Origin of the sequence: Chitinophaga ginsengisegetis, assembly GCF_900168065.1 — a bacterium.
Taxonomy (GTDB): domain Bacteria; phylum Bacteroidota; class Bacteroidia; order Chitinophagales; family Chitinophagaceae; genus Chitinophaga; species Chitinophaga ginsengisegetis.
In genome coordinates, this window is the sequence record NZ_FUZZ01000003.1 from 581965 (window position 1) to 596753 (window position 14789).

General features: G+C 42.7%; 10 protein-coding genes. 4 read left to right on the top strand and 6 right to left on the bottom strand.

The annotated features are described in order from the left end of the window. Positions 1 to 6: 6 nt before the first annotated feature. Positions 7 to 2412 (bottom strand): ABC transporter permease, encoded by a 2406-nt coding sequence (locus B5Z18_RS21080; RefSeq protein ID WP_079471478.1) that lies wholly within the window; start codon positions 2410 to 2412, stop codon positions 7 to 9. A 229-nt stretch (positions 2413 to 2641) separates the two neighbouring features. On the opposite strand from B5Z18_RS21080, the gene B5Z18_RS21090 reads away from it, so the two are divergent. The 3 genes from B5Z18_RS21090 to cls all read left to right on the top strand — a co-directional run bounded on the left by B5Z18_RS21090 (position 2642) and on the right by cls (position 7374). Then, positions 2642 to 4789, top strand: coding sequence for an alpha-galactosidase (locus B5Z18_RS21090; RefSeq protein ID WP_079471480.1), 2148 nt, complete (start codon positions 2642 to 2644; stop codon positions 4787 to 4789). Positions 4790 to 4902: 113 nt separating this feature from the next. Beyond that, positions 4903 to 5856, top strand: coding sequence for a carotenoid biosynthesis protein (locus B5Z18_RS21095; protein ID WP_079471481.1), 954 nt, complete (start codon positions 4903 to 4905; stop codon positions 5854 to 5856). A gap of 39 nt (positions 5857 to 5895) precedes the next feature. After that, entirely contained in the window at positions 5896 to 7374 is a 1479-nt protein-coding gene (gene cls, locus B5Z18_RS21100) for a cardiolipin synthase (protein ID WP_159454379.1), read from the top strand. Positions 7375 to 7377: 3 nt separating this feature from the next. Here the strand turns inward: cls and B5Z18_RS21105 are convergent, their stop codons facing one another. From B5Z18_RS21105 to ybeY, 5 genes are all read right to left on the bottom strand, one after another. Continuing rightward, positions 7378 to 7791 (bottom strand): hypothetical protein, encoded by a 414-nt coding sequence (locus B5Z18_RS21105; protein ID WP_079471483.1) that lies wholly within the window; start codon positions 7789 to 7791, stop codon positions 7378 to 7380. A gap of 109 nt (positions 7792 to 7900) precedes the next feature. Next, on the bottom strand, positions 7901 to 9244 hold the full coding sequence (locus tag B5Z18_RS21110; RefSeq protein ID WP_079471484.1) for an outer membrane beta-barrel protein: 1344 nt from the start codon (positions 9242 to 9244) through the stop codon (positions 7901 to 7903). Further along, entirely contained in the window at positions 9237 to 9824 is a 588-nt protein-coding gene (locus B5Z18_RS21115; RefSeq protein ID WP_079471485.1) for an RNA polymerase sigma factor, read from the bottom strand. The genes B5Z18_RS21110 and B5Z18_RS21115 overlap by 8 nt, the downstream gene beginning before the upstream one ends. A gap of 357 nt (positions 9825 to 10181) precedes the next feature. Continuing rightward, complete coding sequence (gene mnmG, locus B5Z18_RS21120; RefSeq protein ID WP_079471486.1) at positions 10182 to 12050, bottom strand: tRNA uridine-5-carboxymethylaminomethyl(34) synthesis enzyme MnmG; 1869 nt, start codon at positions 12048 to 12050, stop codon at positions 10182 to 10184. A gap of 1875 nt (positions 12051 to 13925) precedes the next feature. Beyond that, on the bottom strand, positions 13926 to 14360 hold the full coding sequence (gene ybeY / locus B5Z18_RS21125; protein WP_079471487.1) for an rRNA maturation RNase YbeY: 435 nt from the start codon (positions 14358 to 14360) through the stop codon (positions 13926 to 13928). 163 nt (positions 14361 to 14523) lie between these two features. Between ybeY and B5Z18_RS21130 the strand changes: the two genes are divergently transcribed. Then, positions 14524 to 14760, top strand: coding sequence for a FeoA family protein (locus tag B5Z18_RS21130; protein ID WP_079471780.1), 237 nt, complete (start codon positions 14524 to 14526; stop codon positions 14758 to 14760). Positions 14761 to 14789 lie beyond the last annotated feature (29 nt).

Genomic DNA, 14789 nt, shown 5'->3' on the forward strand with positions numbered 1-14789 from the left:
TAAACATTATTCTGTTCTCAGGCTCTTTACCGGGTTAACAGCCACTAACCGGCTGGTCATCCCTACTGTGATCACCCCTACCAGTATTGCAAGGGTAACACCCACCACCAGGAAAGGTAATACGCCGATATTGATCCGGTAAGCATAATCCATCAGCCAGCCATGTAAGAGATACCATGATAACGGCCAGGCAATGATGTTGGAAACAACAATGATTCCTGAAAATTCTTTTATAAAAAGCAGCAGTATGTTTAAGCCCGATGCACCGAGTACTTTTCTTATTCCCATCTCCTTATTCCTTTTTGCAATACTCATAGTAACAATTCCCAGTACTCCCAGCAATACAATCATCAGCGATACTACTGTAGCCGCCTTGGCAGCCTTCTGCATCTGTGTTTCGGTATCATATAGCTGTGCTATACTATCATCCAGGAATTTGAAATCAAAAGGAGCATCCGGGAAAACCTGGCGCCATTTGCGCTGCAATGCTGCTATTTGCGCAGTTGTATTTCCCGCATTAAAGCGGAACGATAAATACCGGTATATATTCGCACCCCGCACAGGTTGAAAATAAACCGGGGTAATAGCGTCATGCAGGGTGCCAAAATGAAAATCGCGGGTAACGCCACTCACATGCACCACCGGGCTAAAATTATGCAACCGCAGCGGCTTATTGATGGCTTCTTCCGCACTCTTCCAGCCCAATGCCTTTACGGCTGCTTCATTGATAACAATTTTTGCAGAATCCCCTGGAGTGCCGTTATAAAAATTCCCCGCATCCAGTTTGATATCGTAGGTGGCCAGGTAACGTTCGTCTGTAATAAGCGATACTGCTGAAATAGCAGTGCTGGAATCATTTTCCGGTCTGTAAATCTTGCTGGCTCCGCTGGCTGCTCCATCCGGGATTACATAGGCAAAGGTGGCGTCTTTTATTTCCGGCATGGCGCGAAATTCATCCCTCATACGTTCCATATGCGACACACCAGCTGTGGTCCAGTCGCGTGGCACCGCAACAGTTACTACCTTCTCTTTGTTATACCCAAGATCTGAATTGAAAAAGAAAGCCACCTGCCGGTCTATTACAATCGCGGCAATAAACACCACGATAGCCGTTACAAATTGTACCGTTACCAGCGACTGCCTGAAAAATAATTTCTCCTTTACATCCTTCAGCTTTCCTTTCAACGCCGTTACAGAAGGTTGCGCAGACAATACAAACGCAGGATAAATCCCTGCGAGTAAGCCGGTAAACAGGATAACGACCAACGGCAACACGGCAAACCAGGCAGGAAAAGAAGATAATGCTGGAATATCTTTTCCGATCATCTCACCAAATAATGGTCTTAGTATAAAATATAAACCCAGCGATACAATAAAAGAAAACGTAACGATCAGCACTGACTCAGTGATAAACTGAAGCACCAGCTGCAGCCGCTTTCCTCCCATCGCTTTTCGTACACCTATTTCCTTTAATCTTGTTAAAGAATTACCGATAGAAATGTTTACAAAATTTATAATCGCCATCAGCAGAATAAACAATGCCACTAAAGAAAAAACGGCGATCATTTTTCCTGCCAGCCCTTTATTCATCATGAGGTACCAGTCTTTTAAAGCCACCGGTGTTACCTCCAGCGTACGTTGAATTTCTGCGGTGGTATTGGTGGCTAAAAGCGTTTTTATCGGACCCCGCAACTGTTCGGCAGTAACGCCTGGCTTCAGCAATACATAACCCACAATATTGGGCGACAACCAGCTGGTAAATCCAAACTCCCTTCCGAAATAGCGGATACTGGCAGGTGAAAGAAATATTTCATTACCAGGTTTAAAAAAATTAGTGATGGTGTTAAAAGGCAGATCTTTTATTACTGCTGTCACTTCAAAATTATCATTCCTGCCATCGAAGGATTGTATTCTTAGTAACTTCCCTACTACATCCGTTTGACCGAAATACTGCTTTGCTTTTTTCTCCGTGAGCACCACTGCATTAGGCTTATCCATTGCTGTACGCGGATCGCCATAGGCAACCGGGAAATTAAACATCTCAAAAAAAGTAGAATCCCCTGGTTGTACCCCTTCCCTGAAGTGTTTATCTCCTACTGAAATAACAACGTTAATCCCATCATGGGCATAAGCCTTTTCTACCAATGAAGGATAATTGTCCTGCAATGCTTTTGTTAGTGGTCCTAACGTTGCAAGTTCTACCCCTGTTTCCGGGTTTGCCCATTTGCTTCTCAGCAGAAAAATACGATCGCTGTTCTTCACAAAATGGTTCACCTGGTACTCTCCCCAGGTATACGCACCAATCAGCAATACAAAGGTGATCCCGATAGCTAATCCCCAGATATTCACCACAGCAAAAAAACGGTTCTTCGCCATATTTCTCCAAGCAATCAGAAAGTAGTTCTTTATCATAAACGAATGAATAGTGGTTTCTTCTTCCCGCGAAAAAAATGCCGCACCTCAACATATTGATGATCAACAGCATTACGGAGAATTTTTGTCCGCTACCGGACAACTTTTGTTCACTTTTGCACGGGAACGCCTTTGCGGGAAAAGGGACCTTTTCTCCCGTAAATTATCATGTAATCCTTCCTTTTTATTTGTATTTTGTACGCTTATTCCTCGTAGTAAATATTTTAGCATGAAAAAACTGCTTTGCATAAGCTTTATACTGTTAACCCACTGGGTATCTGCACAAGAGAAAAATATTCGCATTGCCACCCGCAACATCAGCCTCCTGTATGGCATTAACCACGAAGGCCGGTTAACACAACAATACTTCGGGCAACAATTACAGCCAGCCACAGCCGACACCCTTGCACAGGGAAAACAGGAAGCCTATGTAACCGCAGGAATGGAAAGCCTGCTGGATCCGGCTATCCGTATTGTACACAACGACGGAAACCCTTCGCTGGAGCTAAAGTACAGTAGCCATACTTCAGTAAAAACAAATGACGATATCACTACTACTACCATTACACTCAAAGATCCCGTATACCCGGTAACCGTTATCCTCCATTTTGAAGCATATTATAAAGAAGATATTATCAAAGCATGGACAGAGGTAAAACATAACGAGAAAAAACCGGTACAACTAACCGCATACGCCTCTTCTATGCTTCACCTGAAAGCAGATAAATATTGGTTAACACAATTCCACGGCGATTGGGCAAAGGAAGCCGGTATGCAGGAACAATATCTTACTACCGGGATGAAGATCCTCGACAGTAAACTGGGAGTAAGAGCCAACATGCTGCAATCCCCGCTGTTCCTGCTGTCATTGAATCATCCCGCAGAAGAAGAAAACGGGGAAGTACTGGCCGGAACACTGGCCTGGACCGGAAATTTCAAATTTGGTTTTGAAGTAGATGAACATAATACCCTGCACGTTAATTCCGGGATCAATCCTTACGCGAGCGACTATACGCTAAAACCCAATGACGTTTTTACCACGCCGGCATTCATCTTCACCCTGTCGGCCAAAGGAGCCGGACAGGCCAGCAGAAACTTTCATCACTGGGCGCTCAACTACGGTATCCTCGATGGACATACCCCACGTTTAACCCTGCTCAATAACTGGGAAGCAACCGGGATGGACTTCAACGAACAACGGCTGACCAGTCTTTTCGGCGGTGCTAAAAAACTGGGCGTAGATATGTTCCTGCTCGACGACGGCTGGTTTGCCAATAAATTTCCCCGCAATGCAGACAATGCGGGTCTGGGCGACTGGGAACACAATACCACCAAACTTCCGCATGGATTAGGTTACCTCGTACAGGAAGCAGAAAAACAAAACATTAAATTCGGCATCTGGCTGGAACCGGAAATGGTAAATCCACAAAGTGAATTATATACGAAGCATCCGGATTGGATACTTCGCCTGCCAAACCGCGCGGAAAACTATTACCGCAACCAGATGGTGCTGGACCTTACCAACCCTGCTGTACAGGATTTCGTATATAGTGTGGTAGACAAAACCATGTCTGAAAACCCGGGCATCGCTTATATCAAATGGGACTGTAACCGGATGCTGACCAACACTTATTCTCCTTATCTGAAAGAAAAACAATCGAATCTTTTTATTGATTATACCCGCAGCTTATATAAAGTACTCGACAGGGTAAGAGCAAAATATCCTCACCTGCCGATCATGCTTTGCTCCGGCGGTGGCGGACGTACAGATTATGGCGCCATGAAATATTTCACCGAATTCTGGCCCAGCGACAATACCGATGGATTGGAAAGAATTTATATCCAGTACGGATACTCCCACTTCTTCCCGGCCAATACAATGGCAGCACATGTTACCAACTGGGGAAACCAATCACTGAAATTCCGGACCGATGTGGCCATGATGGGCAAACTGGGATACGATATCAAGGTGGATGATTTTACAGAGAAAGAATTACAGTTCAGTCGTGATGCCGTAACTACGTATAAGCGTATCAGTGATATAGTGTGGTATGGTAATCTTTACCGGCTTATTTCTCCCTATAAAGAAAACAGGGCGGTATTCCAGTATACCAGCGACGATCAGCAGAAAAGCATCGTTTTCAGCTACCTGATGAACATCGCAAAAAACGACGTATTCACAATGGTGAAACTACAGGGACTGGATCCTCAAAAACGTTATCGCATCAACGAAATAAATCTCTTTCCCGGAACACATTCTTCATACCACTTTGATAAGCTCTACAGTGGCGATTTCCTGATGAAAGAAGGTATTCAGCTGGTGGCCGGGAATGGCAGGTCGCTGAGCAGTAATATCCTTGAAATAACAGCCGAATAAGTACGTTATATTTAAATGCGCTGTTTCCAGTATTGTTGGAAACAGCGCATTTTCTTTTAAGAAAAGTGAATCGCAGCTGATTTATTATCTTCAGTACTTCAAACTACAGGGATATGCTTCCTTTTGCTAATATGCCTTACGGTGCCGCACCCGGATACTGCTTTCCGCTAACAGAGATCTGTATGTACGCCCTGCTGCTTATTTGTGGCTGGCATGCCCTTAAAAAAGGTACAGCGAACATTGCATGGTTGCTGGGGGCATTATGTTTCGGATTGCTCCTGGAATATGTGAACGTAGCCACCAGCAGTGGTTATGTATACGGGCAGTTCTGGCTTATGCTGGGTAAGGCGCCTCATAATATTCCGTTTTGTATTGGCTGTGGCTGGGCAGTCATCATTTATTCGTCGCGTTTATTTACAGATAATTTCGGGCTGCCGCTATGGGCCGCTGCTGCATTAGATAGCCTGCTGGCTTTGAACATCGACGGAAGTATGGATGTAGTGGCGTATCGCCTGCATATGTGGCATTGGGATTGGGTGGGCAGGGGGTACCCTTCCGAAACACTTACGGGGCAGTGGTTTGGCGTGCCATACGCTAATTTCTATGGCTGGCTGCTGGTAGTATTTTTTTATTCGCTTTTTGGCCGGTTGCTGGAAAAAGTGGCGGTTACCCGGCTATGGAAAGCCGTGTTGCCTTTACTTTCCATTATCCTTTCACAGGCCGCCCTGTGGGTATCCTTGTTCCCATTGGCCGATTTATTGAAGCAGACATTTGGCATCAGCAGCATGCACCGGCTTATTGCATTAATAATATTACTGGCGTTAATGGTAGTAACAGGCTTTGCCAGGAGAAATAAAATCAGCGATCATTATTTTCCGCTGGCAGCGTGGATTGTTCCATTATGGTTCCACGTGTATTTCCTGGTTTGGTTATTCCTCGGTGGGTTCTCCCGGGAAAATAGCTGGATGACGGCTTTCTCTTTGTTAAATGCAACAGTCGGTATACTGATTCATTTACCAATGCTGATAAAAAAGCGGCCCGTAACTATTTTAACGGAAACATGTTAATATTAATACCTTGTTTTACAGCTTAAATAACTTTTACTGGTGACAACACTGATCGGTTATCTAACAGGTGCTGAATGGCATATTTATATCAAAATAGGCAGTATTGTCTTACTGATCCTTATTTTCATTGGTTTGATTGCCACTATTCTGCTGGAAAACCGCAACCCCGTAAAGGCTATCGGTTACATCCTGGTGCTGGTGTTTATTCCGGTGGTTGGTTTGATTGTTTACTACTACCTGGGACGTGATCTGCGCAAAAGAAGACGGTTTACCCTGAAAGGCAGTAAAGATGAGGTGTTATTTTCCAGGTACTGGGAGTCCCAGAAACCGCTGATAGAACAAATGCAGGTGGAGTTACGCCGACTGGCAGGAAATAAACAGGAGATTTCTGCCATGCTGCTCAATACCAGGCAGTCGATCCTGAGTAAAAATAACCGCGTACAACTACTGATTAACGGAGAAGAAAAATTCCCGGCCGTTTTCAGTGCGCTGCGTGCCGCGAAACACCATATTCATATCGAATACTACATGATTTCAGCGGATGATGTGGGTAATGAAGTGACAGACATCCTGATAGAAAAACTAAACCAGGGTGTACAGGTGCGCTTTCTGTATGATGATATGGGCAGCGACCGGATCGGGGATATTCCTGATCGCTTAAAAGCACATGGCGCCAGCGTATACCCTTTTTCCCCCGTACTGGTAGATTTTTATCTGAACGCCAATTATAGAAATCACCGCAAAATTATTGTGATAGACGGCAGGATTGGTTTTGTCGGTGGCATCAATCTCGATGAACGATACATCAACAACGGCAAGCATCCTGTTTTTTGGCGGGATACCCATCTGAAAATTGAAGGCGATGCCGTGAACATCCTGCAGTTGCAGTTTCTGATGAGTTACCGTTATTGCAGTAAAGAAGTATTCCCTTTTGCAGAGCCGTTCTTTCACCGGTCTGATCTCACGGGTACCTGTTTTGTGGATATTGTTGCCAGTGGTCCCGATTCAGAATGGCCTGTTGCCATGCAAAGTATTCTCATGGCTATTAACATTGCCAAGAGAAGGATCCGGATCACTAACCCTTATTTTATTCCCACAGAAGAACTGCTCACGGCGCTGCAAATGGCTTCCCTCGCCGGGAAAGACGTACAGCTGATATTACCGCTCAAAGGTGATTCCTATATTGTACAACATGCTGCCCTCTCCTACCTGAAACCATTGCTGGCTGCGGGTGTAAGAATATTCTTCTATACCCGTGGTTTTATTCATGCTAAAACGATGGTAATAGACGATAATCTTGCATGGGTAAGCTCCGTTAATTTCGACAACCGCAGCTTTTACCTGAATTGTGAAATAGGCGCTCTGATCTATGATAATGAGGTGGCTACCCGGCTTAATAAAGTGTTTGAAGAAGACCTTTTATATTCCGTTCCTGTACAGGAAACCCGCTGGAACAGGCGCAATGTTATAAAACGGTTTATGGACGCAGTGTGTCGTCTTCTTACACCATTGTTATAAGCCCTAATCCTTGTCTTCTTCCAGGTCGAGGAACTCTCCGTTGTCTTCTTCCAGATCTTCGTGTCTGTCGCCTCCTATGCTGTAAATATTGTTTTCCTCATCTTCCTCCCCAATGGCTTCTGCTTCATCGTCCAGTTCTGCACCGGGAATATCGAGGTCATCTCCTACTTTATCCTGGCGCCAGGTTTCTTCCTGTTCATCGTTTTCCCTGGACCTCTTTTTATCCGGTGGCAATTCACTGTTTCTGCGGAAAGAGCCGGTTACCTCGTTGATATCCAGGTCTACTTCTTTATCCCGGTTCTTTTTATTCATGATATCTTCGCTGGCAGGGTATTCCGGGTATCCCGGAAATTGATCTTCCTCTTTTTTTGGCAGTTGTTGGTCTTCCTTGTTGGTTTTATTTTTCTTGTTGCTCATAATCAAACCTTTTATTAAATACGAAAGCAGAAAATGCCGTGCCACATAAAGCAGCAGGCATTGTATCAGGAAGATAACAAAGCAGAAGAATGTTTGTTTACAGGATTGATCAGCGTTTTTTTCCTACCAGGTTTAACTGCAGCGATAAACCGGCAGAGTACAGTTTCACCTGTCCCAATCCTACCCCATGCAGGGGAATTTTTGCATATGGCTGTACTCCAACAATTAATCTTCTTCCGGCGGGATGCTGGTAAAGGGCGCCTACATTCAGGATGGCGAGATAATGCTGATTTTCATTTTCTACTGTTCTTTCCTTTTCAGGAGTGTATTTGTAGATATACTGATATTTTTCTTTCAGCATAATATAGTTGGAAATACCGAGTGTGGCGCTCACCGTATTATTTTTTACCTGTAAGAAGGTATAATTTATATTCACGGGTATATCGAGCACGTCACAATTCGCATTTACTTTCACAAGATCATACGGATTGGTGTAGTTGGGATTTCTATAATCGCTGCTCGTAGCGCCGTATAATTTTTTACTGTATACTACTCCACTTGTAACAAACCAGTGCTTGTTAAAATAATAGTGCGCCAGTACGCCGGCATTAAAACCGATCTTTCCATAATTAAACGAAGGCGCAATATTCAGATCTGGTCCGAATGTTACACCGACATAAAGTCCTTTTGAGTTAATCTTTCGTCGTGCAACTTTTTTTTCCTGATCCGGCTGTATCTCATTGTTTATAGGTATTTCGCGGGGTATTCCTATTTTCGTATATACGTTATAGTTATTAGCGTTTTTTGTTTTCAGCAAATCGAAAACGGAGTATTTTATAGTAGACTCATCACCATTATCATTGCCCGTTGTTTTTCCTGATTCAACAGGAATATCTGGTATCGTTCTTTTTTCCGGTATATATTGATCTGTTGTTTTATTTGCCTTCGGCAGATAGGTATCTGCAGGCGAAGAGGTTTGCTGGCGGCCGGTGTTTACGGTTGCCGCATTTGTTTTTGGCAGATGGATTCCTGATGGGGATACCGTTTGCTGTTGGGAGGAATTTCCTGTTGCGGTATTCGCATCAGGCTGTTGTTTTTCTAACGATGAATTACTTCCCTGATGTGTTTTAGTTGGCGCAGTTATTTCCCTTAAATGAGCCGCATTACTATCCGGAGTGGCCATGCGCTGTCCGTTTGTTATAACGGAGTCCTGTTGTTGTGGGGAAGCTACTGTTGCACGTGAAACAGCTTTATCCGTAGCTGATGGTTGCATGATCCACCAGCCTAAGCCGCCCAGAACGGGCAATAATAACAGCCACCACCAGCCGGCCGGGCGTTTATTATTATCGCCTGCATCCAGCTTTGATTCCATTTTTTTCCAGGCATCCTGGTCAAAAGGAATATCAGCTTCATTTAGCTTGTTACGGATACTATTTTCAAACGCGTCATTCATTTTTGTATAAGGGCATATTTATGTCTATTCCATCAGTAGTACTCATGGATGCTTTAATAATTCTGTCTTTCAGTATTTTCTTTGCTTTGAATAAATTTGATTTGGAAGTTCCTTCTGAGATTCGCAACATACCTGCTATTTCCTGGTGTTGGAAGCCCTCCATCACATACAGATTGAAAACAGTTCTGTAAGCCGGAGGCAAAGCCTGAACATGCTTCAGCAATTCATCATAGGATAGTTTATCAATTATTTTTTCATCTGTTCCGGGTTCTGGTACCTGGTTGATATCATCCGTAAAAACCAGTTTCTTTTTACCTCTTAAAAAATCGATGGCAGTATTTACCATAATTTTTGCCAGCCATGTTTTAAATGGCCGGGAGGTATCAAATGTTTCAATGTGTTGGAATATTTTAAGGAATCCGTCATTCATGATTTCAACTGCCTCATCCCTGTTTTGTGCATATCGCAAACAAATGCTGAGTCCATATCCGAAAAAGTTCCGGTATAACGCTTCCTGACTGCTGCGTTCTTTTCTGCAGCAACCAGCAATCAGTTCATTAATATTATTCAGCTCATGCACAAAAATATTCTTGCCTGCTTTTTTGGTATTAGGTGCGTTATAATTTTCTTATCAGGAAATGATTGTTTAAATAAAACTCCAAACTGAAGATAGATACGCTTGGCAATCAAAAAAGGTTGCTTTCGCTACAAAAATAAACTTTTCCTTAAAAAATATGCGTTTTTAGCCCCTTTTATCCCCTCTTACCCTTTTTCAACACTTAGATCCACCTCATTAGAGATAATTAAAATTTACCCCATTTCTGTAGGTCGATTTTGCGGCATTTTTGCCATTTTTTTCTGTTTGTGCCCGTTAAAAATAAAAAAGCGGGTAGATTGTAAAAAACAACGTTACCCGCTTTTATAAAACTTTTTATTTTTATCGTCCCATATAAACCATCAGGATTTGTACATCACTTGGATTAACTCCACTTATACGACTTGCCTGTCCTAAAGTATGCGGACGGATTTTATTAAATTTCTGTCTTGCTTCATTTGACAAGGAAACCAGTTTAGCATAATCGAAATTGGAAGGTATTACGAGATCTTCCAATTGGCTCATTTTCTGAACCAGTTCATTTTCTTTTTCAATGTATACATCATACTTAATCTGGATTTCTGCCTGTTCCAGAATATCCTTACTAAATCCGGAGAGTGCCTGTCCGATTTTTTCCACCTGGTCTTTCATAGCAAAAATGTCGAGTCCGGGGCGCAACAAAATCTGATGTGCTTTTTGTTTCTGCGTTAACGGAGCAGAAGATTTCTCAGCCAGTAGTCCGCTGATTTCATCCGGCTCTACTGATAATTCTTTCAGGATACGTTTTATCTGTTCAACTCCTTGTCTTTTTTCCTGCACTTTCTGCATCCTTTCTTCAGACGCCAGTCCCATTTTATAGCTCCTTTCCGTTAAGCGGAGGTCGGCATTGTCCTGGCGTAACAGGGTTCTGAATTCTGCCCTGGAGGTAAACATACGGTACGGCTCTTCGGTACCCTTATTGATCAGGTCATCGATCAGCACTCCAATATATGCTTCACTCCTTTTCAATACAAAAGGCGCCTCTTCCCCGGCCTTCAGGTGTGCATTTATGCCCGCCATAATACCCTGGCATGCAGCTTCCTCATATCCGGTAGTGCCGTTAATCTGGCCTGCAAAGAAGAGGTTTTGAACATGCTTTGTTTCCAGGGAAAACTGGAGCTGTGTTGGCGGAAAGAAATCGTATTCAATGGCATATCCCGGACGGAACATCCGGCAGTTTTCAAACCCTGGTACCAGGCGAAGTGCTTTCATTTGCACATCTTCCGGTAAAGAGGTAGAGAACCCGTTTACATATATTTCCACGGTATCCCAACCTTCCGGTTCTACAAATAACTGGTGGCGTTCCCTTTCCGCGAAGCGGTTTATTTTATCTTCAATGCTTGGACAGTACCGGGGTCCTGTTCCCTGAATACGTCCCTGGAACATAGGTGATCTGTCGAAACCTGTACGCAGCATTTCGTGTACGGCATCGCTGGTGTAAGTGATCCAGCAACTTCTTTGTTGCGCCGGTTTAATTTTTTCGACATCCAGGTAAGAGAATCCTACAATTTCTTCATCCCCCTTCTGTTCTTCCATTTTGGAATAATCGAGACTCCTTCCATCAATACGTGGAGGGGTACCTGTCTTTAAACGATCGCTTTCAAAACCCAGGGAAACGAGTTGTTCTGTAATACCGGTAGCCGCTTTCTCTGCTACCCTGCCACCGCCAAATTGTTTGTCCCCGATATGAATTACCCCGTTGAGGAATGTTCCGTTCGTGAGTACCACCGCCTTCGCCTGAATTTCATGCCCTAATCCGGTGATAACACCGTGGCATCTTCCATCCTTCACTAAAAGGCCCTTTACCATATCCTGGTAAAAGTCAACATTCGGTGTTTTTTCCAGTGCTTCCCTCCATTTTGCAGCGAAAAGCATGCGGTCATTCTGTGTGCGGGGGCTCCACATTGCAGGACCTTTTGAACGGTTGAGCATACGGAACTGGATCATAGATTGATCCGTTACTATTCCGGAATATCCTCCGAGGGCATCTATCTCTCTTACAATTTGTCCTTTGGCAATACCACCCATAGCAGGGTTACAGCTCATTTGAGCTATGGTTTGCATATTCATGGTTACCAATAAAACTTTGGACCCCATATTGGCAGCAGCGGCAGCGGCCTCGCAACCTGCATGTCCTGCGCCTACAACAATTATATCGTATGATGGAAACATAATAACTTTAGAAAGTGCAAAATTACGTAGAAGTAAGGAGAATGTGGTTGCCAATGTGGAATGTTCCACGTGGAACATTGATAAGGAAGAATTAAGAGGCTCGCCTTTACAATGATCGTATATACTGTTCACTGGAGAAAGGGTGTTCCACGTGGAACATTTATTATAAACTATCCGGACAAAAGTCTAATCCCCTGATGCCTCCCCTGACATAAAGGCTTTCTTGAAATCAAAAAGCCAGCAGCATATGAGCCAAGCCTTCTCAAAACTCACATTAAACACCGGAAAACAAGTTGGTAAATCTGATTCATTCATTGCTCATCCGTTCCCTTCTTAATCTCTTCCTTCAAGCAATTTTCCTCAAGCACTTCCATTCACAGAAGTAAATAAATCGCCATGCTGATGCCTTTCATTTCTGACCAAGACTCTCCAAATAAAAATAATTCAGGTCACACAAGAAGGCGGTTCTTTTGAAGATCGTCATCTTCCCTTTTTATATACATCTACGTTTCTTCATTACAAGTACTCGATATTGTTTGGTGGCGCTCCGGAAACTGCCCCCTAAGCTTAATTCCTTGTCTTCATAAAGAGACGCTATCTAAAAGCCATAAATACCATTCAACTCTTTTTATTCTTCCGAGTATAACACACTATTCATCGATTCTCTTCCACGCGGAAAACAACTTCTTATAAAACTCTATTAATACCAGTTAATTTCTATTTCTTTAATGCTGGTTTCCTTAATCCAGGAACCCGTTTAATTAAGTCGTCCCTAAATACACATATGGCAGCTCCCCTTCTCATTTGTAGTACCCTAACATAAAAGCAGGTAAATACCAATCAAATCCCAAACACAGCTATTTCGCGGGTATAAATATTTAGCGCATCAGGAAGGACAAACCAGGAGGACACTGCATAAGCATTCTCTACCTTCTAAAGAGCCATGTGTATCTTCTCCAAACTAAATCTATATGGAAAACAGATTATCAGATGCCTCAAGGTTAGATATAGAGACGGGGTGAAAGAAAATGCAGTTACACCTACTTCGAAACAGAAGTGTTTTTGTAACCATGCTGTAGAGGAAATCAATCTTGTCGTATCTCTTTCAAGGGATATCCTCTAAAAAGGTTATTCCCCTTAATTGCACAAACAAATCCCCTTTGTTAACCACCTGATAGAAAATAAAGATTGAGCTTTGTTACCATCAATTAAAGATTATCTAATCATACAGGATCAACACGCGTATCGGCGTGCGCAATAAACTGCTACAAGATTAAAAACAGCCAATCCTCGTTAAACAGGAAAAATATTCAAAGGCAGTCCAGGAAAAATACCATCCAAAAAATGGTATAAATGTTCCACGTGGAACATCTATACCCAAAAATAAGTTCTTACCTTTTAAATCTCTTTCATTAGAGATGCTCCCAATATATTCCTCGGGATAATAAGGTCCTAAAACCTGATATGTACTATAAAACAGGTCTCTGTCGAGAGATGATTAAATTCTTTCGAATACCCAAACAATGGTTACATAATTTTGGGCTTCCCACCACCTTACACCCAAATTACCCGTTTTCATGAGGGGCATAGTGTATGGGGAGTGTATGCCAAGTGTATTGTGAGTGTATTGTGAGTGTATGGGGAGTGTATAGGGACTGTATGGTAAGTGTATTGTGAGAGTATGGGGACTGTATAGGAACTATATAGGGACAGTATAGGGAGTACAACGCATATACGAGTCCTAAGTATCGGACAAGTATGTGAGAAGTATCCGAGAAGTAACAATAGTGTATCCAGGATATAAATTCAACCTGTAATCACCTGGTCTTTTAGATCAACTATTCCTAAATAAGAAATGTTCCACGTGGAACATCCTCAGACTATTTTATTACCAAAATACTTTACCAGGTATTCATCTTCCTTACTTCTCATCAGGGCGGCATCCTTTTTACTTTTGTCTTTGAAACCGCATAAATGCAACGCGCCGTGAAAAATAACCCTGTGCAGTTCCTGTGCTACAGGCACCTCAAACTTGTCTGCATTCTCCAACACCCTATCCACGCTAATATATATTTCACCCTCCGTAATGGCCGGATCCTCTCCCATCTCAAAAGTTACGATATCCGTATACGTGTCGTGTTGCAAAAACTGCTTGTTAATCTCCAGGAGGTAAGCATCCGAACAGAAAACATAATGTAAACTCCGTAAACCCTGCCCTTCTGCGGAGAAAAGATCACTTAGAAACGATTTCAACTTCCTCTTTTCCTTTAAATAATCCTTCACCTCATGCGATGTAAACTGAATAGCCATCTATAATCAAAAAATTTATGTGGATGTAAAAGTAAAGTGAAATTTTGGATTGGATGACCTTTCTTTTTGCATATTGGCTATACAGAGGTAACTTTGCTTATCATTCATAAGTATGCATCCCCATTGTGCTGGTACAAAGTTTAAACAGATTAACAAGCAGGAAATGAAAAAAGGCATTATAAAACTATCGTCCCTCTCAACAGGAAAAAGTGCGGTAATTATAGAATTTGCGAAAGACGATCTTCATATTAAACTGATGGAAATGGGCTGCGTACCAGGTGAAACAGTAAAAATTGAAAAAATTGCTCCCTTAGGAGATCCAATTTCAATTATGGTGGCCGGCTATAACTTGTCACTTAGAAAAACAGAAGCAGATCATATTTGGGTAGAGGAAATTTAGTTTTCCTCTATTTTTTTATCCCCAAAAAC

Bases quoted from the DNA above. Each gene is read 5' to 3' on its own strand.
- B5Z18_RS21080 (WP_079471478.1), bottom strand. From the start codon at position 2,412: ATGATAAAGAACTACTTTCTGATTGCTTGGAGAAATATGGCGAAGAAC.
- B5Z18_RS21090 (WP_079471480.1), top strand. From the start codon at position 2,642: ATGAAAAAACTGCTTTGCATAAGCTTTATACTGTTAACCCACTGGGTA.
- B5Z18_RS21095 (WP_079471481.1), top strand. From the start codon at position 4,903: ATGCTTCCTTTTGCTAATATGCCTTACGGTGCCGCACCCGGATACTGC.
- B5Z18_RS21105 (WP_079471483.1), bottom strand. From the start codon at position 7,791: ATGAGCAACAAGAAAAATAAAACCAACAAGGAAGACCAACAACTGCCA.
- B5Z18_RS21110 (WP_079471484.1), bottom strand. From the start codon at position 9,244: ATGAATGACGCGTTTGAAAATAGTATCCGTAACAAGCTAAATGAAGCT.
- mnmG (WP_079471486.1), bottom strand. From the start codon at position 12,050: ATGTTTCCATCATACGATATAATTGTTGTAGGCGCAGGACATGCAGGT.
- ybeY (WP_079471487.1), bottom strand. From the start codon at position 14,360: ATGGCTATTCAGTTTACATCGCATGAGGTGAAGGATTATTTAAAGGAA.
- B5Z18_RS21130 (WP_079471780.1), top strand. From the start codon at position 14,524: ATGAAAAAAGGCATTATAAAACTATCGTCCCTCTCAACAGGAAAAAGT.